At 73.0% G+C, this 20,613-nt stretch carries 18 protein-coding genes; 10 read left to right on the plus strand and 8 right to left on the minus strand.

What is annotated here, in order from left to right; genetic code table 11:
- Nucleotides 1-37 precede the first annotated feature (37 nt).
- The gene (gene secA / locus BKA05_RS04130; protein WP_179530301.1) at nucleotides 38-2,773 is read left to right on the plus strand and encodes a preprotein translocase subunit SecA; all 2,736 of its coding nucleotides are present in this window, start codon (nucleotides 38-40) and stop codon (nucleotides 2,771-2,773) included.
- 15 nt (nucleotides 2,774-2,788) lie between these two features.
- Here secA and BKA05_RS04135 read toward each other — a convergent pair whose 3' ends face one another.
- The 3 genes from BKA05_RS04135 to BKA05_RS04145 form a co-directional block, all read right to left on the minus strand.
- Nucleotides 2,789-3,703 (minus strand): lysylphosphatidylglycerol synthase domain-containing protein, encoded by a 915-nt coding sequence (locus tag BKA05_RS04135; RefSeq protein ID WP_179530302.1) that lies wholly within the window; start codon nucleotides 3,701-3,703, stop codon nucleotides 2,789-2,791.
- A gap of 90 nt (nucleotides 3,704-3,793) precedes the next feature.
- Entirely contained in the window at nucleotides 3,794-4,327 is a 534-nt protein-coding gene (locus BKA05_RS04140) for an Rv3235 family protein (RefSeq protein ID WP_179530303.1), read from the minus strand.
- Entirely contained in the window at nucleotides 4,327-4,992 is a 666-nt protein-coding gene (locus tag BKA05_RS04145; RefSeq protein ID WP_179530304.1) for a LysM peptidoglycan-binding domain-containing protein, read from the minus strand. The genes BKA05_RS04140 and BKA05_RS04145 overlap by 1 nt, the downstream gene beginning before the upstream one ends.
- A gap of 148 nt (nucleotides 4,993-5,140) precedes the next feature.
- Between BKA05_RS04145 and BKA05_RS04150 the strand changes: the two genes are divergently transcribed.
- Nucleotides 5,141-5,686 (plus strand): hypothetical protein, encoded by a 546-nt coding sequence (locus BKA05_RS04150; protein WP_179530305.1) that lies wholly within the window; start codon nucleotides 5,141-5,143, stop codon nucleotides 5,684-5,686.
- Here the strand turns inward: BKA05_RS04150 and BKA05_RS04155 are convergent.
- From BKA05_RS04155 to BKA05_RS04170, 4 genes are read right to left on the minus strand one after another with little or no spacing between them, the layout of a single operon-like run.
- Nucleotides 5,665-6,021: a sec-independent translocase gene (locus BKA05_RS04155; RefSeq protein WP_179530306.1), complete on the minus strand. Its 357-nt coding sequence runs from the start codon at nucleotides 6,019-6,021 to the stop codon at nucleotides 5,665-5,667. The genes BKA05_RS04150 and BKA05_RS04155 overlap by 22 nt on opposite strands.
- 10 nt (nucleotides 6,022-6,031) lie before the next feature.
- Nucleotides 6,032-7,195: an Mrp/NBP35 family ATP-binding protein gene (locus BKA05_RS04160; protein WP_179530307.1), complete on the minus strand. Its 1,164-nt coding sequence runs from the start codon at nucleotides 7,193-7,195 to the stop codon at nucleotides 6,032-6,034.
- Nucleotides 7,196-7,206: 11 nt separating this feature from the next.
- Nucleotides 7,207-7,725: a DUF1003 domain-containing protein gene (locus BKA05_RS04165; RefSeq protein WP_179530308.1), complete on the minus strand. Its 519-nt coding sequence runs from the start codon at nucleotides 7,723-7,725 to the stop codon at nucleotides 7,207-7,209.
- On the minus strand, nucleotides 7,718-9,037 hold the full coding sequence (locus BKA05_RS04170) for a magnesium transporter MgtE N-terminal domain-containing protein (RefSeq protein ID WP_179530309.1): 1,320 nt from the start codon (nucleotides 9,035-9,037) through the stop codon (nucleotides 7,718-7,720). The genes BKA05_RS04165 and BKA05_RS04170 overlap by 8 nt, the downstream gene beginning before the upstream one ends.
- A 69-nt stretch (nucleotides 9,038-9,106) precedes the next feature.
- Between BKA05_RS04170 and BKA05_RS04175 the strand changes: the two genes are divergently transcribed.
- The 6 genes from BKA05_RS04175 (at nucleotide 9,107) to BKA05_RS04200 (ending at nucleotide 15,657) form a co-directional block, all read left to right on the plus strand.
- Nucleotides 9,107-10,201 (plus strand): serine/threonine-protein kinase, encoded by a 1,095-nt coding sequence (locus tag BKA05_RS04175; protein WP_179530310.1) that lies wholly within the window; start codon nucleotides 9,107-9,109, stop codon nucleotides 10,199-10,201.
- 24 nt (nucleotides 10,202-10,225) lie between these two features.
- Complete coding sequence (locus BKA05_RS04180; protein WP_179530311.1) at nucleotides 10,226-11,320, plus strand: hypothetical protein; 1,095 nt, start codon at nucleotides 10,226-10,228, stop codon at nucleotides 11,318-11,320.
- Nucleotides 11,321-11,438: 118 nt separating this feature from the next.
- Complete coding sequence (locus BKA05_RS04185; protein ID WP_179530312.1) at nucleotides 11,439-12,761, plus strand: phospholipase D-like domain-containing protein; 1,323 nt, start codon at nucleotides 11,439-11,441, stop codon at nucleotides 12,759-12,761.
- A gap of 7 nt (nucleotides 12,762-12,768) precedes the next feature.
- Nucleotides 12,769-14,316: a methyltransferase domain-containing protein gene (locus tag BKA05_RS04190; RefSeq protein ID WP_179530313.1), complete on the plus strand. Its 1,548-nt coding sequence runs from the start codon at nucleotides 12,769-12,771 to the stop codon at nucleotides 14,314-14,316.
- Nucleotides 14,313-14,540 (plus strand): DUF6752 domain-containing protein, encoded by a 228-nt coding sequence (locus BKA05_RS04195; protein ID WP_179530314.1) that lies wholly within the window; start codon nucleotides 14,313-14,315, stop codon nucleotides 14,538-14,540. Before BKA05_RS04190 ends, BKA05_RS04195 begins: the two co-directional genes overlap by 4 nt.
- A 13-nt stretch (nucleotides 14,541-14,553) precedes the next feature.
- Nucleotides 14,554-15,657, plus strand: a complete 1,104-nt coding sequence (locus BKA05_RS04200; protein ID WP_179530315.1) for a hypothetical protein — start codon at nucleotides 14,554-14,556, stop codon at nucleotides 15,655-15,657.
- On the opposite strand, the gene BKA05_RS04205 is transcribed toward BKA05_RS04200, so the two are convergent.
- Complete coding sequence (locus BKA05_RS04205) at nucleotides 15,620-16,702, minus strand: endonuclease/exonuclease/phosphatase family protein (RefSeq protein WP_179530316.1); 1,083 nt, start codon at nucleotides 16,700-16,702, stop codon at nucleotides 15,620-15,622. The genes BKA05_RS04200 and BKA05_RS04205 overlap by 38 nt on opposite strands.
- 42 nt (nucleotides 16,703-16,744) lie before the next feature.
- On the opposite strand from BKA05_RS04205, the gene BKA05_RS04210 reads away from it, so the two are divergent.
- Together BKA05_RS04210 and BKA05_RS04215 are read left to right on the plus strand one after the other, a co-directional pair.
- Nucleotides 16,745-18,847, plus strand: coding sequence for an acyltransferase family protein (locus tag BKA05_RS04210; protein ID WP_179530317.1), 2,103 nt, complete (start codon nucleotides 16,745-16,747; stop codon nucleotides 18,845-18,847).
- 137 nt (nucleotides 18,848-18,984) lie between these two features.
- Nucleotides 18,985-20,607, plus strand: coding sequence for an endonuclease/exonuclease/phosphatase family protein (locus BKA05_RS04215; RefSeq protein WP_179530318.1), 1,623 nt, complete (start codon nucleotides 18,985-18,987; stop codon nucleotides 20,605-20,607).
- Nucleotides 20,608-20,613: the final 6 nt, after the last annotated feature.

A 20,613-nucleotide genomic window follows, 5' to 3' on the forward strand; every position in this document is an offset into this window, starting at 1 on the left:
TGTCCGGGACAGCCACCTTCAGAGGAGCAGCAACGCCGTGCCCGCGATTCTCGACAAGATCCTCCGCATCGGTGAGGGCAAGATCCTCCGCCAGCTCGAGGGGGTCGCGCAGGCCGTCAACGCCATCGAGGACGACTTCGTCGCGATGTCCGACGCCGAGCTGCAGGGGATGACCGAGGAGCTGCGCAAGCGGCACGCCGACGGTGAGTCCCTCGACGAGTTGATGCCCGAGGCCTTCGCCACGGTGCGTGAGGCCGCCAAGCGCGTGCTGGGCATGCGCCCCTTCGACGTCCAGATCATGGGTGGCGCGGCGCTGCACCTGGGCAACATCGCCGAGATGAAGACCGGTGAGGGCAAGACCCTCGTCGCGGTCGCCCCGGCGTACCTCAACGCGATCGGCGGCAAGGGCGTCCACGTCGTCACCGTCAACGACTACCTCGCGAAGTACCAGTCCGAGCAGATGGGCCGCGTGCACAACTGGCTGGGCCTCACCGTCGGCGTGATCCTGCCCGACATGCGCCCCGACCAGCGTCGCGCCGCCTACAACTGCGACATCACCTACGCCACCAACAACGAGCTCGGCTTCGACTACCTGCGCGACAACATGGCCTCCTCGCTGGAGGAGTGCGTGCAGCGCGGCCACAACTTCGCCATCGTCGACGAGGTCGACTCGATCCTCATCGACGAGGCGCGGACCCCGCTGATCATCAGCGGCCCGACCCAGGACGAGGTCAAGTGGTACGGCGAGTTCGCCAAGATCGTCGCGCGCCTGGTCAAGGACGAGGACTACGAGGTCGACGAGAAGAAGCGCACCATCTCCGTCCTCGAGCCCGGCATCACCAAGGTCGAGGACCACCTCGGCATCGAGAACCTCTACGAGGCCGCCAACACCCCGCTGATCTCGTTCCTCAACAACGGCATCAAGGCCAAGGAGCTGTTCCGTCGCGACAAGGAGTACGTCGTGATGAACGGCGAGGTTCTCATCGTCGACGAGCACACCGGCCGCATCCTCTCGGGCCGCCGCTACAACGACGGCCTGCACCAGGCCATCGAGGCCAAGGAGAACGTCACGGTCCGCGAGGAGTACCAGACGCTCGCGACCGTCACCCTGCAGAACTTCTTCCGCCTCTACGACAAGCTCTCCGGCATGACCGGCACGGCCATGACCGAGGCCTCGGAGTTCGACAAGATCTACCAGCTCGGCGTCGTCCCGATCCCGACGAACCGGCCGATGGTCCGCGTCGACCAGCCCGACCTCGTCTACCGCACCGAGGAGGCCAAGTACGACGCGGTCGCCGAGGACATCGCCGAGAAGCACCGCACCGGCCAGCCGATCCTCGTCGGCACCGTCTCGGTCGAGAAGTCCGACTACCTCTCGGCGCTGCTGAAGAAGAAGGGCGTCCCGCACAGCGTGCTGAACGCCAAGATGCACGCCGACGAGGCCAAGATCGTCGCGATGGCCGGCCACAAGGGCGCGGTCACCGTCGCCACCAACATGGCCGGTCGAGGCACCGACATCATGCTCGGCGGCAACGTGGAGTTCCTCGCCGACGCCGAGCTGCGCAAGCAGGGCCTCGAGCCGACCGGCGAGACCGCGGAGGCCTACGACGAGGCCTGGCCCGCGACGCTGGAGAAGGTCAGGGCGCAGGTCAAGGCCGAGCACGACGAGGTCAAGGAGCTCGGCGGTCTCTACGTGCTGGGCACCGAGCGCCACGAGTCGCGCCGCATCGACAACCAGCTGCGCGGTCGTTCCGGCCGTCAGGGCGACCCCGGCGAGTCGCGGTTCTACCTCTCGCTGCAGGACGAGCTCATGCGGCTGTTCAAGTCCGACTGGGTCGACCGGGTGCTGCAGGTGCTGCGCATCCCCGACGACGTCCCGATCGAGAACAAGCGCGTCACCAGCGCCATCGCCAACGCCCAGGGCCAGGTGGAGTCGCAGAACTTCGAGTCCCGCAAGAACGTCTTGAAGTACGACGACGTGATGGACCGCCAGCGCAAGGTCATCTACGCCGAGCGCCGCCAGATCCTCGAGGGCGCGGACCTCGAGGCCCAGATCCGCACCTTCATCGACGACGTCGTCACCGGCTACGTCACCGGCGCCACCCAGGAGCCCGAGTGGGAGGTCGACCAGCTCGCCACGGCGCTGCGCCAGATCTTCCCCCTCACCCTCGACCTCGAGGCGATGGCCGCGGCCGTCGACGGGGCGGTCAACCTCGACCGCGACGAGCTCATCGAGGCCCTGAAGGCCGATGCCCACAAGGCGTACGACGCCCGCGAGGCCGAGCTCGGGGACGAGGTCATGCGTGAGCTCGAGCGGCGCGTGATCCTCTCGGTGCTCGATCGCAAGTGGCGCGAGCACCTCTACGAGATGGACTACCTGCGCGAGGGCATCTACCTGCGCGCCTACTCCCAGCGCGACCCGCTCGTGGAGTACCAGCGCGAGGGCTTCGACATGTTCGCCGCGGTCATGGACGGCATCAAGGAGGAGACCGTCGGGTACCTCTTCAACGTCCAGGTGACCGTGGAGGACGACGAGGACGCCGACTACGACGAGGACGACGAGGACGTGCTGGTCATCGACCCGAGCCTGCGCTCGCCGGTCGGCCAGCCGCACATCCACGCCAAGGGCCTCGACACGCCGGCCTCGCCGGCCAACCTCACCTACTCCGCACCCGACGAGACCGGTGAGGCGGAGGTCCGCCGGGACGGCCCCAAGGCCTCGGAGGGCTGGAAGAGCAAGGGCGGCAGCAACAAGAAGTCACGCAAGCGCTGAGCCGCCCTCGGCGGGTCAGCGCTGGACGGCGGGGCTGCGGCCCCGCCGCAGCGTGGTGACCGCCGCCAGCGTGAGGTCGGCCGCGGTGTGCAGCACCCGGGTGACCAGGGCGACGGCGGTCGCGGTGGCCAGCCCGACGGCCGGCGAGAGCAGCGCCACGAGCGTGACCTCGCGGGCGCCGACCCCCGCGGGGGCGACGACGACGGCCACCCCGACGACGTACGCCGCGGCGAAGCCGCCCGCGGCGATGGCGAGCAGCTCGGCCGCGTGCCCGGGTGTGGTCCCGGGGATCAGTGCCACCATCGCCCCGGCGTAGCAGGTCCAGGTCAGCGCCATCCGGGCCACCAGGACCGCCAGCGAGCCCCACGTCAGGCGCAGCGTGCCGGCGGAGCCGGCCACGAGGCTGCCCAGGCGCGCCACGACCGGCGGTGTGAGGGCGACGGCGCAGCCGAGCGCACCGACCAGACCGCCCCACCGCGGCAGCGGCAGCGTCGGCATCCCGGCTGCCAGCATCCCGAAGGCCAGCAGGCCCGCGGTGGCGACGTTGAGGCCGAGGAAGGCCAACGAGGTGCCGACGGTGACCCGCACAGGGACGCCGAAGCCGCGCGCGAGGTCGGCGTGCGCACCCATCGACCAGACCGAGCCGGGGATGTACTTCCCGAGCTGACCGACGAAGAAGACCCGGCGGCCGTCCTCGCGGGGCAGCCGGTGCCCGTAGCCGGCGAGGAGTCGCAGCCAGGCCCCGCAGGTGGTCAGCAGTCCGAGGAGCACCAGCCCGGCGGCGACCGCCAGGCCGGCCGGAGGGGTCGAGGAGAGTGCCCCGACCAGCTCGCGCCAGCTGCCCTGGAGGCCCCAGGCGGCGAAGGCGACGACGGCGACCAGGAACGCCGCCCGCAGCAGGTCGCGAGCCGGGACACCTGCCCACACCATGACCCTGAGGCTGCGGGGCGGCGGTGAACCCGGTGTGAGCGGACGGTGGCGTGCCACGACCGATCTGGCGAACGGACCCTTCGAGTGGGGTCAGGCGAAGTCCAGCGCCGTGCAGACCCAGCCGCGCTCGGCCCGCTGCTCGAAGCGGACCGCCAGCGCCCGCGAGCGGTGGCCGTGCCGCACGTGCACGGCGGCCTCGAGCACACCGGGGACAGGGTAGGTCGCGTGCAACGACTGCAGCCGGGCCCGGACGGGGTGGGCCCGCTCGGGCTCGCGGTGGGTGGCCAGGGCCAGCAGGTGGGTACGGCGACGGAGGTCGGCGTACACCGTGGGGGAGAGCCACCGCACCAGCTGGGAGGACGGGCGCATCCCCGCCACGACCTCGAGGGCCGCCTGGACGATGTGCCGCGCCCAGCGCTCGGCCTCGCCACGGGCCCGCCGGTCGATCGGCACCACGCCGGCCGTGGGGGCCCCCGGGGGTGCCGGGTCCAGCGAGGGGTCGGGCGCCAGGTCGAGCACGGGGTCGACCACCGGGTCGGGAGAGACGTCGAGGGCCAGGGCCCCCTGGACCTCGGCGAAGGGGACCGACTCGAACGGGTGGGTGGCGAGAGGGCGGGCGGGCATCAGGACTCCTGGGGGGACGGGGCGGGCATCGTCAGGGGCACGCCGGGGCGGACGAGGTCGGGGTCCGGGCCGACCAGGGCCCGGTTGGCGGCGTGGATGCGCGGCCAGAAGGCCGCCACGTCGGGGACCGACGCGGCCCGGCCCGTGCGGCGCAGCAGCTCGGCCTCGGCGATGCGCCACAGCGAGTCGCCGGGGCGGACCACCACGACACGGTCGGCCGGCGCGGGCGCGGGCGCGGGCGCGGGGGCGGAGGACGCCGAGGGCGCCGCGGGAGCCGACGGCGTCGCGGCGGCGGCGGGGCGCTCCCGCTCGAGGCTGCCGGGGGTGGCGCCTGCGGGGGTGAGCGCCAGCCCACCGGCCAGGCCGCCGGCGACCGCGAACCCACAGGCCCGCAGCAGGAGCCGGCGCACGGGCGCCGGGACACCCGCCCGGGGGACGGGTGCCCGGCGCGCCACCTGCACGCACACGACGCCGGCGACGGCGCTGGCCCAGCACGCGGCCAGGACCAGGGCAGCGGCGGCCACGGCGACCAGCCAGGTCTCCAGGTCGGCGTCGCCGGCGACGCGCAGGTCGGCGGCGACGCCGCGGCAGACCAGGGCGCCGGCCGCGGTGACGCCGCCCCACACGCCGAGGCAGCGGGGGACGGTGGGCCCGAGAGAGATCATCCGAGAGAACCTTGCGTTTGCGTCCGTTTGCTTCAAGTAAAGCCAGTGAACGCCCGATTGAGAGCGTTGTCAATCAGGTGCGGGATGCGCTGTGGACGACGCGCCGCCTCCCGGTTTGCCGTCGTGCCGCACGGGGGAGGCGATCGGCATGGCGTGGGAGGAGCAGGTCTTCTCGCTGCTCGAGGACCTCGAGCAGCAGGCCGAGGCGCTGTACGCGGCCGAGCGCGGCCCGGAGCTGGCCGACCGTGCCCGCGCGGAGTACGCCTCGGTCACGCTGGCCGCGCGCCTGGCCGCCGGGGTGGGGGAGCCGATCGCCCTGGAGGTGCGCGGCGTGGGTCGGCTGGTCGGCGTGCTGGACCGGGTGTCGGCCGGGTGGCTACGGCTGCAGGTCGCGGGTCAGGAGTGGGTCGTGCGCACCAGCGCCGTGGTCGAGGTGCGGGGCGCCTCCCCGCGCGCGGTCCCCGAGGTCGCGTGGTCGGTCGCGGACCGGGTGGGGGTCGGGTCGGCGCTGCGCCGCCTCGCCGACGAGGCCCTGCCGTGCTGGTGGCACCGGCTCGACGGCGCGCGCACGGAGGGCGTCCCCGTCCGGGCGGGGGCCGACTTCGTCGAGCTGCGCTCAGGGGCGTCGGGGGAGAGCGTGCTGGTGGCGCTGGACGCGCTGGTCGCGGTCTGTCAGGTGGCGTCGAGGTCGTAGGGCGGGACCTCGCCCTCGTCCAACGGTCGCTGCTTGCGACGGCCGCGGCGCGAGGAGCGGTCGTCGTCGTCCTCGTCGTCGTTCTCGGCGTCGTTCATCGCCTCGATGATGTGCTTGCGCACCACCGTGCGGGGGTCGAGGTCGCGCAGCTCGAGGTCGGCGTACTCCGGGCCGAGCTCGTTGCGCAGCTCGTCCCGGGCCTGGTGGGCGAAGCGACGGGCGACCTTGATCCACTGACCGGCCTGCTTGGCCAGCACGGGGATCCGCTCGGGCCCGAAGACCAGCACGGCCACGAACGCGATGACCGCCAGCTCCGAGAGCCCGACTCCCCACACGGTCGAGATCCTAGAGCTTGTTGGCCGGGGTGAGCCCGAGCTGCATGCCCGCCAGGCCGCGGCCGCGCCCGGCGAGACGTTGGGCGATGTCGCGCAGGATCGCCGCGGCGGGGGCCGTGGGGTCGGACTCCACGATCGGCTTGCCGGCGTCCCCGCCCTCGCGCAGGGAGGTGTCCAGCGGGACCTGGCCGAGCACCGGGACGTCGTACCCGAAGCGGGAGGAGAGGGTCTCGGCGACCCGCTGCCCGCCGCCGGAGCCGAAGACCTCGAGCCGGTGCTCGCGACCCTCCTCGGTGCAGTGCGGGCAGGGGAGGTAGCTCATGTTCTCGACGACGCCGACGACCCGCTGGTGCATCATCGAGGCCATCGTGCCGGCGCGCTCGGCGACCTCGGCGGCCGCCTCCTGCGGGGTCGTGACCACGACGACCTCGGCGCCGGGCAGGTGCTGGCCCAGGGAGATCGCGATGTCGCCGGTGCCCGGCGGCAGGTCGAGCAGCAGCACGTCGAGGTCGCCCCAGTAGACGTCGGCGAGCATCTGGACCAGCGCCCGGTCGAGCATCGGGCCGCGCCAGGCGACGACCTGGTCGCGACGCGGCTTGAGCATGCCGATGGAGATGACCGAGACGCCGGAGGCCGTGGGGACGGGCATGATCAGGTCGTCGACCTGCGTCGGGCGGGAGTCGGCCACGCCGAGCATGGCGGGCACCGAGTGGCCGTAGATGTCGGCGTCCACGACACCGACCTTGAGCCCCTGCGCGGCCATGCCGAGGGCCAGGTTGACCGTGACCGAGGACTTGCCCACGCCGCCCTTGCCGGAGGCGATCGCGAAGACCTTGGTCAGCGAGCCGGGCTGGGCGAAGGGGATCTCGCGCTGCGCCTTGCCGTCGCTGAGGATCTCCTTGAGCCCGGCCCGCTGCTCGTCGGTCATCACCCCGAGGGTCAGCCGGACGTCGCTGATGCCGTCGACGGCCGCGACCGCGGCGGTGACGTCGCGGTTGATGGTGTCCTTGAGCGGGCACCCGGCGACCGTCAGCAGGACCGTGACGTCCACGCCGCCGGCGTCGTCGATCTCGACGGAGTCGACCATGCCGAGGTCGGTGATGGGCCGCTTGATCTCGGGGTCGTTGACCGTCGCCAGCGCGGCGCGGACCTGCTCGAGGAGGGTGCTGCTCATGATGCTCGAGTCTACGGGCGGGGTGTGTCCTCGCCGTCCTCGGTCCCCCGCTCGGACCGCTCCTCGATCTCGGCGAGCAGGGCGCGCAGCTCCGAGCGCACGAAGTCGCGGGTGGCGACCTCGCCCACGGCCATCCGCAACGAGGCCACCTCGCGGGCGAGGAACTCCATGTCGGCGTGGGCGCGCGCGTTGGCCTGCCGGTCCTGCTCGGCGACCACCTTGTCGCGCTGCTCCTGGCGGTTCTGCGCCAGCAGGATCAGCGGTGCGGCGTACGAGGCCTGCAGGCTGAGCATGAGGGTGAGGAAGATGTAGGGGTAGGCGTCGAAGGCCGCGGAGTCGGGGGCGACGGCGTTGAAGAGCACCCAGACCAGGACGAACACGGTCATCCACAGCAGGAACCGGGCGGTGCCCATGTAGCGGGCGAACTGCTCGGCGAAGACGCCGAAGGAGTCCGCGTCGTAGCTGGGCCGCCGCACGAGCTGGCGCCGGACCTCCCGGGGCGTGTCCAGCCGCGGCCGCTGCTCAGCCACGACGACCCGCCGGGGGAGCCGGTCGGGCCCCGGCCTGCGACCCGAGCTGGGAGGAGCGGCGTCCGCGTCGGGACATGCTCAGCGAGTCGCGCCAGCCCTCGGGCAGCATGTGGTCGAGCAGGTCGTCGACGGTGACCGCGCCGAGCAGGTGGCCGTTCTCGTCGACGACCGGTGCCGCGACGAGGTTGTAGGTCGCCAGGTGGGCGGCGACCTCGTCGATGCTCATCTCGGGTCGCAGCGTCTCGTTGCCCTCGTCGAGCGCTCCCGCGACCAGCGACGAGGGCATCTCGCGCAGCAGTCGCTGGATGTGGCCGACCCCGAGGAACTTGCCGGTGGGGGTCTCCAGGGGCTGCCGGCAGACGTAGACCTGGGAGGCCAGCGACGGGGTGAGGTCGGGGTTGCGCACGTGCGCGAGGGCGTCGGCGACGGTGGCGTCGGGGCCGAGGATCACCGGCTCGGGGGTCATCATCGCGCCGGCGGTGTCCTCGACGTACGACATCAGCCGCCGCACGTCCTCGGCCTCCTCGGGCTCCATGAGGTCCAGCAGGGCCGTCGCGGTCTCGGGCGGCAGCTCGGCGATCAGGTCGGCCGCGTCGTCGGGGGACATCTCCTCCAGGACGTCGGCGGCGCGCTCGTCCTCGAGGTGGCTGAGGATCTCGACCTGGTCCTCCTCGGGCAGCTCCTCCAGGACGTCGGCGAGCCGCTCGTCGGCCAGGGCGCTGACCACGGCCGAACGCCGCTCGGGAGGCAGCTCGTGGATCATGTGGGCCGCGTCGGCCGGCTTCATCTCGTTGAGGGCGTGGACCAGGTGCGTGGCACCCTGCGCCTCCTCGCGCCGGGTGAGTCCCTCGACGTCGCGCCACTGCACGACGTGGGTCTGGCCGCGCCGGCGCAGCCCCTTGCCGGGCTCCTGCACCGCCACCCGGGACAGCACCCAGTCGCGGTTGCGGGCCTGCTCCAGCGCCACGTCGTAGACCACGCCGCTCACCCCGCTGGAGGTGATGGTGACGGTGCGGTCGAGCATCTGGCCGATCACCAGGGTCTCGGTGGTGCGCTGCTCGAAGCGGCGCATGTTGAGCAGCCCGGTCGTGTAGACCTGCCCGGCGTCGATGTTGGTCACCCGCGTCATCGGCACGAAGATCCGGCGCCTGCCGAAGACCTCGCCGACCAGGCCGAGCACCCGCGGCTCGCTGGTCTCCGAGCGGACGGCCGCCACGACGTCGCGGACCTTCCCCACCTGGTCGCCCTGCGGGTCGAAGATGGGGAGCCCGACCAGCCGTGCGGCGTACACGCGGACGGGGCTCGAGCTCACGGGACGAGGCTAGGCCATCCGGGGCGGGCCATCGCGCACGCCGGGGCCGCTCAGTGGCACGATGTCGACGTGCGGGTCGTCGTCCACGTGGGTCTCACCAAGACGGGCACCACACATCTCCAGGGCCTGCTGGCCGCCCATGCGCCCGCGCTGCTCGGGGCCGGCGTCCTCTACCCCACGCAGCCCCCGGGCCTGCACTTCCGTGGCGCCGTCGACGTGCGGGGCAGCGCCGGGGTCTTCGGGTTGACGCCGGAGGAGGTGGACGGAGCCTGGCAGCGGCTGTGCGCGCAGGCGCGCGAGCACGTGGAGACGACCGGCGGCGACGCCGTCATCGGTCACGAGGTGCTGGCGGGCGCGACGCCCGAGCAGGCCGACCGGGCGCTGCGGGCCCTCGAGGGCCTGGAGGTGCACGTCGTGGTCACGGCGCGCGACCTCGGTCGCCAGGCGGTGGCGCACTGGCAGGAGCGGGTGAAGCTGGGGGAGACCCGCAGCTTCACCGACTTCGAGCGCGAGGAGCTCTTCGGCGACTCCGGGCGCGACCGGGGTCCGGACGCCGGTGGGGTCCGACCCCGCTTCTGGCACGGCCAGGACTTCGCCGACACCCTGCGCCGCTGGACCTTCGCGCTGCCCCCCGAGCGGGGTCACCTGGTGGTCTGCCCGGCCCCCGGCGCGCCCGGGGAGGAGCTGTGGCACCGCTTCGCCGAGGCGGCCGGGCTCCCGGAGGACCTCGTCGACGCCACGGCCGACGTACGCGCGAACTCCTCGCTGGGCGCCGCCGAGGTCGCGCTGCTGCGCGAGGTCAACCGACGCCTGGGGGACTCGATGCCCACCGACGTCCGCCACCGCGTCGTGAAGAGGGAGTACGCCGAGGGGGAGCTGGCCGCGCGGGACTCCCTGCCCGCCCGGACCCCGGCCACGGCGGCCGGGTTGCTGGCCGACCGCAGCCACGCCTGGCTGGAGGAGGTGGTGGCGGCCGGCCACGTCGTGCACGGCGCGGTCGACGACCTCGAGCCGGTCGTGGCCGGGCCCGGGGACCCGGCGCCCGACACCGACCCGCCGGCCGACCTCGACCCGGAGCAGGTCGTGGCGATGCTGCGCACCCGCGCCGAGGGTGGCTCGGCGCAGACCACGGCCCGCCGCCCCCGCTGGTGGCGTCGGGGCTGACGCGGCGGCACTAGGGTGCGGGGCATGCAGCCCGGCTCGCAGGCCCCGTTGATCGCGGTCAGCACGATCAAGGACAGCCCCGACCACGTGCGTCGCTACGTCGAGGGCAACCTCGCCGGCGGGGTCGACCACCTCGTGGTCTTCCTCGACGCCCCGTCCGAGGAGGGCCAGGACGAGGTGCTCGCCGAGCTCGCCGAGCACCCGCGGGTCAGCGTCGTCCGTGCCGGAGGTGCGTGGTGGGGCGGGCAGCGCCCGCGTGAGCTCAACGTCCGCCAGTGCATCAACGCCAACGTGACCCGGCGGGTGCTCGCCGGGCTGGGCCTGGGGCACGGGTGGCTGCTCCACATCGACGGCGACGAGGTGGTGCGCGTGGACCGTGAGGCCCTCGCGCGCGTGCCCGAGGACGCCCTGGCCCTGCGCCTGGGCGTGCGCGAGGCCGTCTCGAGCAGCACCTGGCAGGGGCAGCCGACCGCCTTCAAGGCCGAGCTCGAGGACGGTGACCTCGCCCTGCTGCACGGGCTGGGGGTGATCGACGAGCCGAGCAACCAGGTGTGGATCCGTGGCCACGTGATGGGCAAGTCCGCCGTGCGGATCGGGGCCGAGCGGTGGCTGACCCTGCACAAGGTCGCTCGGGAGGACCGCAGCCACGAGCCCGGCCTGGAGGACGGGGCCTGGCTGGTCTTCCACTACGAGTCCTACTCCCTGGAGGACTTCTGCCGGAAGTGGACCGCCATGGTCGCCTCCGGCCCCCGTGCGGCCTACCGGGCCGAGCGCCGACAGGTCGCCCGCACGCTGCGTGACCTGATCAGCCGTGGCCTGGCACCGGACGCGCTGCGTCGTCAGCTCGAGCGCTTCTACCGGCTGGAGGTCGAGGAGGACCTCGCGACGCTGCGGGACCTGCAGGTGGTCGACGAGGTCGACCCGCTGGTCCCGCTGCCCGGGGCCCCGACACCTCCGGGTGCCGTGCCCGTCGCCGAGCTGGACGCCGCCCTGGAGGCGTGGCGCGGGAGGGCCAAGCCGGAGGAGGAGCTCTTCCGGGGGACCTCGCCGGCCGGTCCGGGAGCGACCTCGCCGACTCCCGGGCGCCGGCGCGGGCTGCTCGGCGGCCGCGGACGGTAGCGCAGCCGCACCGGGCCGATGCGGGTGGGACCCCCCGGTCACGTGTACCCTCGCGGAGTCGTGCTCCTAGGCGTCCGGCCGCGCAGCGGAGGGCGTCCGAACACCCGGGAGAAGTTCCGTGCTCCGTCTCCACACCCCTCGCGCGCGCCTGGCCACGATGGTCCTCGCGCTCGCCCTGGTCCTCGCCTCGGCCGCTGCCGTGCTGCTCGCCCCGACCGGTCCACGGGCCGTCGCGGCCACGTCGAGCGCTGAGCAGAAGCCGACGTACACGGTGAAGGAGGGGCCGACCTTCAACACCGCGATCGGCGACCAGCAGTCCCGCCGCGCCATCTTGGACCTGCTGCTGCAGACGATCCGGCACACCTCGCCCAAGGGCCAGATCAAGATCATGACCTGGAACTTCATGAATGCCGGGGCGGCCGACGCGCTCATCCAGCGGGCACAGAAGGGCACGACCGTGCGGGTGCTCATCGACGCCAACAACAACGACGAGGACACCGACAACCCGTCGTTCCGCCGCCTGAAGAAGGGCCTGAAGGCCACCAACGGCAAGAACGAGAAGGGCGCCACCAAGTCCTTCGCGCGGATGTGCAGGGGGTCGTGCCGGGGCAAGAGCGGTGCCGCGCACACCAAGATGTTCCTCTTCGACAAGGTCGGTCTCTCGCGCAACGTCCTGATCCAGGGCAGCGCCAACCTCACGACCGCTGCTGCGGCCAACCAGTGGAACGAGGTCTACACCTACGTCGGTCGCGACAAGATCTACGACTTCGCCGAGGAGATCTTCGACCAGATGTGGCGGGACAAGACCACCAAGAACGCCTACCGCGCGTTCGAGGGCAGCCGCTACAGCCTGTACTTCTCGCCCTACTACGGGAAGTACTTCGAGGGCGACCCGGTCCAGCAGATGATGGACCGGATCAAGTGCAAGGGCGCGCAGAAGGCCGGCAACGCCAACGGCCGCACGATCGTGCGCAGCGCCCCCGACGTGATCCGCGGCAAGCGCGGCATGATCGCCGCGCGCCGGCTCAAGACGCTGTGGGACCAGGGCTGCGACGTCCGCATCGCCTACACCGTGATGGGTCGCGACGTGAAGAAGCATCTCAACGGCGGCGGCGGCCGCGGGCCCGTGCCGATGCGTCACCTCGTCCAGGACTTCGACGGCGACGGCGACTTCGACAACTACTTCCACCTCAAGGTGCTGACGATCAACGGGCGGATCGGTGCCGACCGCACCTCCTACGTGACGTTCAACGGCTCGGCGAACACCTCCGACCCCTCCAGCAGGTCCGACGAGCAGATCGGCAAGCTGGTCGGGAAGCGCAACACGCTGCAGTACCAGCGCTTCATCGACCGCTGGTTCGAGAACCCGCCGCCGAACGCCGGTCGCCGGGCCGACGCCGACCCGAACGTCGACCCGTACCAGCACGTCGACATGGACTGAGGCCGCGGTGCTCGACCTGCGTGTGCGTCGCGTCGACGCCGAGGGCGTCGGGCTCGTGGTGCTCGGCTCGGACCGGGTCGTCGACGTCCTCTTCGACGGGCGCCGCATCTGGTCCTTCTGGGTACGCCGCGACACCGAGCCGGGTCGCGGGGCGGCCCGGCCGGTCCGTTCGGTGGCCTGGCCGCCGGCCATGCGCCCGCACCTGTCGGGCACGGGCGCGGTCACCCTTCGCGACCACGTCTCCGGGGCCGACGTATGGAGCGGCGAGGTCCGCTTCAGCCAGGACGACCGGCGCGTGGACTTCGTGGACCGTCAGGGGCACCCGATCGCCCTGGACAAGGCCAACCGGTTCAGCCCGGTGTTCTCCGAGCGGAGCGCCGCGGACCTCGACCCGCTGCTGGACGCGATGACCGAGCTGCTCGAGGTGCTCGGGGGCGCCGGGGTGGCCGCGTTCCCGGCGTACGGCACGCTGCTCGGGGCCGTGCGCGAGGGCGACTTCCTCGGTCACGACTCCGACGCCGACCTGGGCTACGTCTCCTCCCGCTCCACCCCGGTGGACGTGATCCGGGAGTCCTTCGAGCTGCAGCGCGTCGTGGCCGCCGCGGGCTTCCGCACCTACCGCTACAGCGGCCTGGCCTTCCGGGTGGACGTGGTCGAGGCCGACGGCGCCACCCGCTTCCTCGACGTCTTCGGCGGCTTCCTCGACGGTGGTCGGCTCTACCTCATGGGCGAGGTCGGCACCCCGTTCGAGCGCGGCTGGCTGCTGCCGCTGGGCACGGTGTCGCTGCGCGGGCGTGAGTACCCCGCCCCCGCGCGCCCCGAGAAGCTCCTCGAGGCGATGTACGGCCCGTCCTGGAAGGTGCCGGACCCGGCCTTCAAGTTCGAGACCCCCCGCGAGACCACCGAGGTGCTCAACCAGTGGTTCCGCGGCACCGGGCACGCCCGGCGGGACTGGGAGCGCCGCGCCGCCCAGCGTCGTCGTCGCCCCGTCCCCAAGGGGTCCTCGGCCCTGGCCAAGCAGCTGCGACGCACCGAGGCCGAGGGCACCGCCGTGCTCGACGTCGGTGCCGGGCGGGGGCGTGATGCCCTCTGGCTGGCCCGCCAGGGCTTCCCGACCACCGCCTACGACTTCGCCCCCCGGGGCCTGGAGAAGGCGCGCCGCACCGCGCGACGCCGGGACCTGCCGCTGGAGGTCCGCGGGCTGAACCTCGACGAGTGGCGCTGGGTGCTCAGCGAGGGCGCGCGGGTCAGCCGGTCCGGGGACGGGCCGCGGGCGATGCTGGCCCGCCACGTGCTCGACGCCACCGACGACCTGGGTCGGCAGTCGCTGGGCCGCCTGGCCTCGATGACCCTGCGCGGGGGTGGGCGTCTCTACGTCCAGACCTGGACCGGCAAGGGGCGCGGGGGAGCGGGTCTGGTGCCCGTGCGCACCCAGCAGGTGCGCAGGCTCGTGGAGCGGCACGGCGGCACCGTGCTCGACGTGTCGGAGTCGCCCGGTGGAGGATCGGACGGCGGCAAGGGATCGGTCGGAAAGGTGGTCGCGCAGTGGCGATGAAGCAGGGACTCAAGCAGGCACTGAAGCGGGTCGCGCCCGGCGGTGGCGACCAGGAGCTGGCCGAGCGGGTGGCCCGCCTCGAGCGCGAGGTCGCCGACCTGCGCCGGCACAACCTGCGGCTGGCCGAGCTGGCCGACGTCGTGCAGGAGCTGCTGGTGCCGATGGCCCAGCGTGACCAGGAGCGGGTGGACGCGGCGATCGCCGCCTTTCAGGACGCCCTGTGACCCGGGGAGTCCGGTGACGAAGCGGGCCTTCCTGCACCTCGGGCTGCCGAAGACCGCCACGACCTACCTGCAGACGATCCTGTGGGGCCAGCGCGACGCCGTGGCCGCCCAGGGGCTGCTGCTGCCCGGTCGGGAGCGGCGCGACCACCTGTGGGTCTCGCGCGTGGTGCGCGAGGAGCCGGAGCGCAAGCGGCGGCCCGAGCGCGAGCACGAGGCGATGGCCCGGGTGCTGGCCGACGTGGCCGCCTGGGACGGCGACGTGCTGGTCTCCCACGAGTTCTTCGCCGCGGCCTCGACGGCGCAGGCGCAGGCGTTCGTCGAGCAGCTGGCGGCGACCGGCCGTGAGGTGCACGTCGTCCTCACCGCCCGGGAGCCGCTGGGGCTGTTCACGGCCAGCTGGCAGGAGAGCCTGAAGAACCGCAGCACCACCGCCCTGCGTGACTACGGCCGCAGCGAGTCGCAGAGCCCCCAGGACATCTGGGACTGGCGCACCCTGGACCTCTCCCTGGTGCTGGAGCGCTGGCTGGAGGCGGTGCCCGCCGACCGCACCCACGTGCTGCCGCTGGACCGGTCCGCGGACCGCGAGGAGATCTGGCGCCGGTTCGCCGGGGTGGTCGGCCTGGACCCGACGGCGGTGGACGTGTCCGGCTCCTTCCCCAACGAGTCGATGGGGGTGGTCGAGGCCGAGCTGCTGCGGCGCGTCAACGCCCACCTCGGTGACTTCCGCTCCGCCTTCGACCGGGGCGTGTGGATCCGCACCTACCTGGCCGACGAGCGGCTGGTCACCCGCGGCGGGGAGCGGTTCTGGCCCTACCCCGACCAGGTCGAGGACTGCCGGGCCCGCGGTGAGCGCGCCGTCGCCCTGCTGGCCGAGCGCGGCGTGGACCTGGTCGGCGACCCCGCGTGGCTGCGGGTCCCCGAGACGCTCGAGCAGCGTCGTACGCCGGAGACGGTGAGCGACACCGAGGTCGCCGACGCCGCGGCCGAGGTGATCGCGGGCCTGCTCGGCGACGTGCGGGCCATGAAGGCCGAGCGCGGCGCGGGTGCGGGGGACCGCCCCGCGGGCAGGCGCAGCCTGCTCAGTCGCCTGCGGGGGCGACGGTCGCCGTCGCGCTGATGTAGAAGTGGTCGCTGATGCGTCGGTTGACCGTGGACTCGTCGATGACGTAGCCGCTGAAGGAGACGTCGGGGCTGCCGACGATCCAGTCGACGGGCATCCGGCCCGGCGGACGGCACCCGCCGGACGTGCTCCCGCCCACGGCGGCGACGAAGCCGGTGGGGGGCAGGAACGCGCAGAAGAAGGCGGCCCGGTCGTTCATGTCGCCGGTGACGAACACCGGGAGCCCGCTCTCGCGCAGGGCGTTGACCTCGGCCACCCCGCGCCGCCACCCGGCCACGCGGGTGGAGGTGTTGCGGGCGTCGTGGCCGGCGGAGGGGTGCATGTTGACGACGTAGAACTCGCGCTGCGTGGGCCGGTCGCGCAGGCGCACGACCGTCTGGGGACGGGTGCGGTTCATGAAGACGATCGGGAAGGTCGAGCCGGAGACGAGCTCGAAGCGGCTGGGGTCCCACAGCACGGTGTTGTCGGGGTCGGCGGCACCGGGGCCGGGGTAGCCCGCGAAGCCGGTCATCCGCATGATCGTGCCGAGCTGGTCGGGCTTGGCCTCCTGCAGGCCGATGACGTCGGTGCCGTGGCTGCGCAGCACGCCGACGCCCTGCGGGGTACGGGTGCCGGCGGCAGGGAAGCTGCGCCGCGCCCCGCCGGGGCCGGTGTGGTTGCTGCCGAGCACGTTGAACGAGGCGATCTGGAACGAGAACGGCTGTGCTGCCCGCTTGGCAGCGATCCGCTCGGCCTTCAGCCGCGCCTTGCGCTGCTCCTCCTGGCGCCGCAGCTCGGCCTTGCGGGCCCTGGTGAGCCGCAGCTCCTGGCCCGCCACGACGGGCTGGGGGGCGTCCTCGAGCAGCGCGGCGGTCATCGCTCCGCTGATGCTCATGCCGACCGTGCGCTGCGCGGGAGGGTCCTCGGCGAACGGGTCGACGACGCCGGCGGCGGTGACGCCACCGGCCACGAGCGCCACGGCGATGACCGCGGGCACCAGTCGCCGCACTAGACTCCGGGAGGCACGTGGGGTCGGGGCGCGGTGCTTGCTGGGGTCCGACATGACCGGGTGAGTCTACCTGAGCCTGAACCAGTCGGAGGAGCGATGCGGAGCGACGTCCAGGGCCTCCGCGCCGTCGCGGTCCTGCTCGTGGTCGTCGCCCACCTCGGCGTCGACGCGGTCTCCGGGGGCTACCTCGGGGTCGACGTCTTCTTCGTCATCTCCGGCTTCCTGATCACCGGGCTGCTGCTGCGGGCACGCGAGCGCCCCGACGCCCCCGGGCTGGGCGGCGCCCTGGTGGACTTCTACGCCCGTCGCGCCCGTCGTATCCTCCCCGCAGCCACGGTCGTGCTGGTCGCCACCTGCGGCATCTCCGCCCTGGTCCTGCCAGTCGTGCGGGTGGGGGAGATCCTCACCGACGCGTGGTGGTCGGCGCTGTTCGCCGCCAACATCCGCTTCGCGCTGGTCGAGACCGACTACTTCGCCGAGGGGCGGCCGGTCTCCCCGTTGCAGCACTACTGGTCGCTGTCGGTGGAGGAGCAGTTCTACCTCGTCTGGCCGGTGCTGCTGCTGGTGGTCGCCGGGCTGTCGCTGCGCCGGCGCCGCGACCCGGTAACCGCGGTCCAGCACGTCCTGACGGTGCTGGTGCTCGCCTCCCTCGCGTGGTCGGCCTGGGCGACCTACGCCTCGCCCGACACCGCCTACTTCTCGACGCTGACCCGCGGCTGGCAGCTGGGAGCGGGCGCGCTGCTCGCCGTCGTCCTGCACCGTCGTACGACGGTGGGCCGGCGCCCGGGGGTGCTCGCGGTGCTCGGGTTGCTGCTCGTCGTGGCCTCGGCGCTGGTGCTGACGCCGGCCTCCCCGGTCCCCGGCGTGGTGGCGCTGCCCGCGGTGGCCGGCACCGTCCTGCTGCTGCTCGCCGGCGCCCAGCCCGGTGGGGAGCGCACCTGGGTGGCCCGCGGGCTGTCCGTCCGCCCGATGCAGGTCGTGGGCGACTGGTCCTACTCGATCTACCTGTGGCACTTCCCGGTGATCATCGTGGCGCGCAGCCACCTCGGTGGCCTGTCGCCGGCGGCCGCCGTGGTCTGCGTGGTGGTCATCGGGGTGCTCAGCGGGCTGACCTACCACCTGGTGGAGCAGCCGTTCCGTCGTCGGGGGAGCCGCTGGGACCTCGCCCGCTGGGCGGTGCCGATGTACCCCGCGGCCGTCGCCGTGCTCGCCCTGGGCGTGCTCGCCTCGCAGACCTGGCTCGACCACCGGGTGGACTCCACCCGCAGCAACCCGGCCGTGGCGCCGGCCGACTACGCCGACGCCGACCTGAGCCGCGACCCCGTCCGGGCGCTGGTGCAGGCCTCGGTGCTGGCCGCGGAGGACGGGCGGCCGATCCCCGGTCGTCTGGTGCCGGGGCTGCTCGACATCCGCCGCGACACCGCGTCGCTGGGCGAGTGCGACTACCGCTCGGGCACCCGGCAGCTGTGCGCCGAGGGCGACCCCGACGCCGAGCGGACCATCGTGCTGGCCGGGGACTCGCACGCGCGCGCCTGGAGCCCGGCCGTGCGGGCCCTGGGGGAGCGCCTGGGCTACCGCGTCCACACCTTGGCCTACACCGGCTGCCCGACCAACGCCGCGATCCGCCTGGACCCGGAGACCGGCCGGCACTGGGAGGCCTGCGAGGACTTCGTGGAGTTCACCCAGCAGACCGTGCGCGACCTCCGGCCCGACCTGGTGCTGGTCTCCAACGCCCCGCTGGCCCCGGTCGAGGACGTCGACTCGGGCGAGGTCGTCACCAAGGGCGAGGGACGCGAGGCCTACGCGGCCGCCGTCGACCGCGGTCTCGAGGTGGCGCTGGCCGAGCTCGCCGAGAGCGCCGGTCGGGTCGTGCTGCTGGCCAACACCCCCAAGCTGCCGCGGGAGCAGGCGGTCTGCCTCTCCCGCGCCGACGACCTCGGGGACTGCCTGCTCTCGCCCGAGCGCGGCCCCCGGAAGCTGCAGCGCGGGTTCATGGACGTGGCGGCGGGCCTGGGGCTGGAGACCGTCGACGCCGAGAAGTGGTTCTGCGAGCGGCGCCGGTGCCCCTCGGTGGTGGGCAGCTTCGTGACGATGCGCGACTCCGAGCACATGACGACCGCCTACTCGGTGCACCTCGCCGACGCCCTGGCTCAGGAGCTGCGTCTCGAGGCCGATCGCCCTGGTGAGGAGCGCTCGTGAGGAGCGCGGGCGGGCGCCGGAGAATTACACGTCTGTAGTTGTCGCGCACGTCTTGTCGTGTGGCCTGTGTTGCTGTTGTGATTCCTGTGACGAGGGCGCACGGAGCGCCCTCGCCTGCTGCGAGACGAGGAGTCGAGATGATGCTGCGCGGGGCCCTGGCGACCGGACTGAGTGCTGCCGTGGCGACCGCCGGCGTCGCCGCGCTGGCGGTCACCGCCGGACCCGTGGGTGGCCTGCGCGGTGCCCCCGGGGACCTCGCGCTCGCCGCGGCGACCGGGTGCGCGAGCGAGCCCGACCCGACGACGTACACCCCCACGCCGACCCCGACCAGCAGCCCGACCGCGAGCGCCAGCCCGACCGCCGGCCCGACCGCCAGTGCCAGCCCTGCGAAGGCCACCTCCGCGCCGACCGCCACGACCGAGCCCGAGCCCACCACGGCCCCGGAGCCGGTGACCTCGGTCGAGATGGTGCAGGCCAACATCAAGTCCGGCACCGTGCTGAAGAAGTTCAAGGCCGACCTGCGCAAGGTCTTCCGCACCTGCCCGGACTTCGTGACCTTCAACGAGGTCCCGATGCGCCAGCCGCAGTACCTCGCCCCGACCGGCTACGACATCTTCCGCACCCCGGGGCAGTACACCGGTGCCAACCCGGTGGTGTGGCGCACCGACCGCTGGGTCCCCGAGGCCCGCGGGACGACGATGATCAGCAACAAGCAGGGCTACGGCAAGGGCCAGCACGTCATGTGGGGCGTGCGCTACGCCAACTGGGTGACCCTGCGCTCGATCGACGGCAAGCAGACGGTCTCGGTCGTGGCGGTGCACATCGCCCCCAAGTCGGCGCGCACCACCAAGCTGCTCGGTCCCTCGATCCAGCGCCTCGGCGCGCTGGTCGGGCAGCTCAGCGGCAGCGGCCCGGTGCTCGTGGGCGGTGACTTCAACCGTCACTACAAGTCCTCGGAGTACCCCCGCGCGCTGCTCGACGCGGCCCGCCTCAACGCGGTCTACGACCTCTCCGGACGCTACGAGCCCACCGGGGACCACCACGGCGCCACCATCGACTACGTCATGGTGCGCCCCGCCGAGGCCTTCTCCGTGCTCTCCCAGCGCACCCGCGAGCTCAACTCCGACCACGACGCCGTCGTCGTCGAGCTGTCGCTGCCGGAGCAGACCGTCGGCGAGCCGGTGATCAGCTTCTCGGCCGGCACCACCGTCAACGACCCGGCCTCGGTGTCCCAGCGCGGTCGCAGCACCGTCATCCGCTCCATCCAGGGCGTCGTGAAGGCCGTGCCGGCCGGTGAGGAGCTGCGGGTGCGCACCTCCTCCCTCGACGTACGCCGGGTGGCGGCCAAGCTGCTGGCCGCGGCCCGCCGCGGGGTGACCGTCAAGGTCGTCACCGGGACCACCGACTCCACGACCCCGGAGCGCTGGCTGACCAAGCAGCTCGCGGAGGTCCCGGGCTCCTACGTGCGGCACCGCCCCGACGCCTTCGAGCCCGGCCAGACGTCCTCCGTGCTGCTCGCGTCCCGCGCCGGCATCACGCCCTGGACCTCGCTGTCCCTGGACCGCGGCCTGTCCCGGACGATGGTGAGCCAGCGCACCGTGCTGCGCCTGGAGACGAAGAAGAAGGCCTACAAGAAGCAGGTCCGCGCCTTCGAGGCTGATGCGGCCCCGCCCTCGGCCGAGCCGACCGAGCCGACCGGTGAGCCCACGGCCGAGCCCACCGGGGACGCGCCGGGCGCCGAGGAGACCGCGGCCCCCTAGGGTGTG

Source organism: Nocardioides marinus, assembly GCF_013408145.1.
GTDB classification, from domain to species: domain Bacteria; phylum Actinomycetota; class Actinomycetes; order Propionibacteriales; family Nocardioidaceae; genus Nocardioides; species Nocardioides marinus.

Coding starts and splice junctions, on each gene's coding strand:
- BKA05_RS04135 (WP_179530302.1), bottom strand. CDS start 3,703: ATGGTGTGGGCAGGTGTCCCGGCTCGCGACCTGCTGCGGGCGGCGTTC.
- BKA05_RS04140 (WP_179530303.1), bottom strand. CDS start 4,327: ATGCCCGCCCGCCCTCTCGCCACCCACCCGTTCGAGTCGGTCCCCTTC.
- BKA05_RS04145 (WP_179530304.1), bottom strand. CDS start 4,992: ATGATCTCTCTCGGGCCCACCGTCCCCCGCTGCCTCGGCGTGTGGGGC.
- BKA05_RS04150 (WP_179530305.1), top strand. CDS start 5,141: ATGGCGTGGGAGGAGCAGGTCTTCTCGCTGCTCGAGGACCTCGAGCAG.
- BKA05_RS04160 (WP_179530307.1), bottom strand. CDS start 7,195: ATGAGCAGCACCCTCCTCGAGCAGGTCCGCGCCGCGCTGGCGACGGTC.
- BKA05_RS04180 (WP_179530311.1), top strand. CDS start 10,226: ATGCAGCCCGGCTCGCAGGCCCCGTTGATCGCGGTCAGCACGATCAAG.
- BKA05_RS04195 (WP_179530314.1), top strand. CDS start 14,313: ATGAAGCAGGGACTCAAGCAGGCACTGAAGCGGGTCGCGCCCGGCGGT.
- BKA05_RS04205 (WP_179530316.1), bottom strand. CDS start 16,702: ATGTCGGACCCCAGCAAGCACCGCGCCCCGACCCCACGTGCCTCCCGG.
- BKA05_RS04210 (WP_179530317.1), top strand. CDS start 16,745: ATGCGGAGCGACGTCCAGGGCCTCCGCGCCGTCGCGGTCCTGCTCGTG.
- BKA05_RS04215 (WP_179530318.1), top strand. CDS start 18,985: ATGATGCTGCGCGGGGCCCTGGCGACCGGACTGAGTGCTGCCGTGGCG.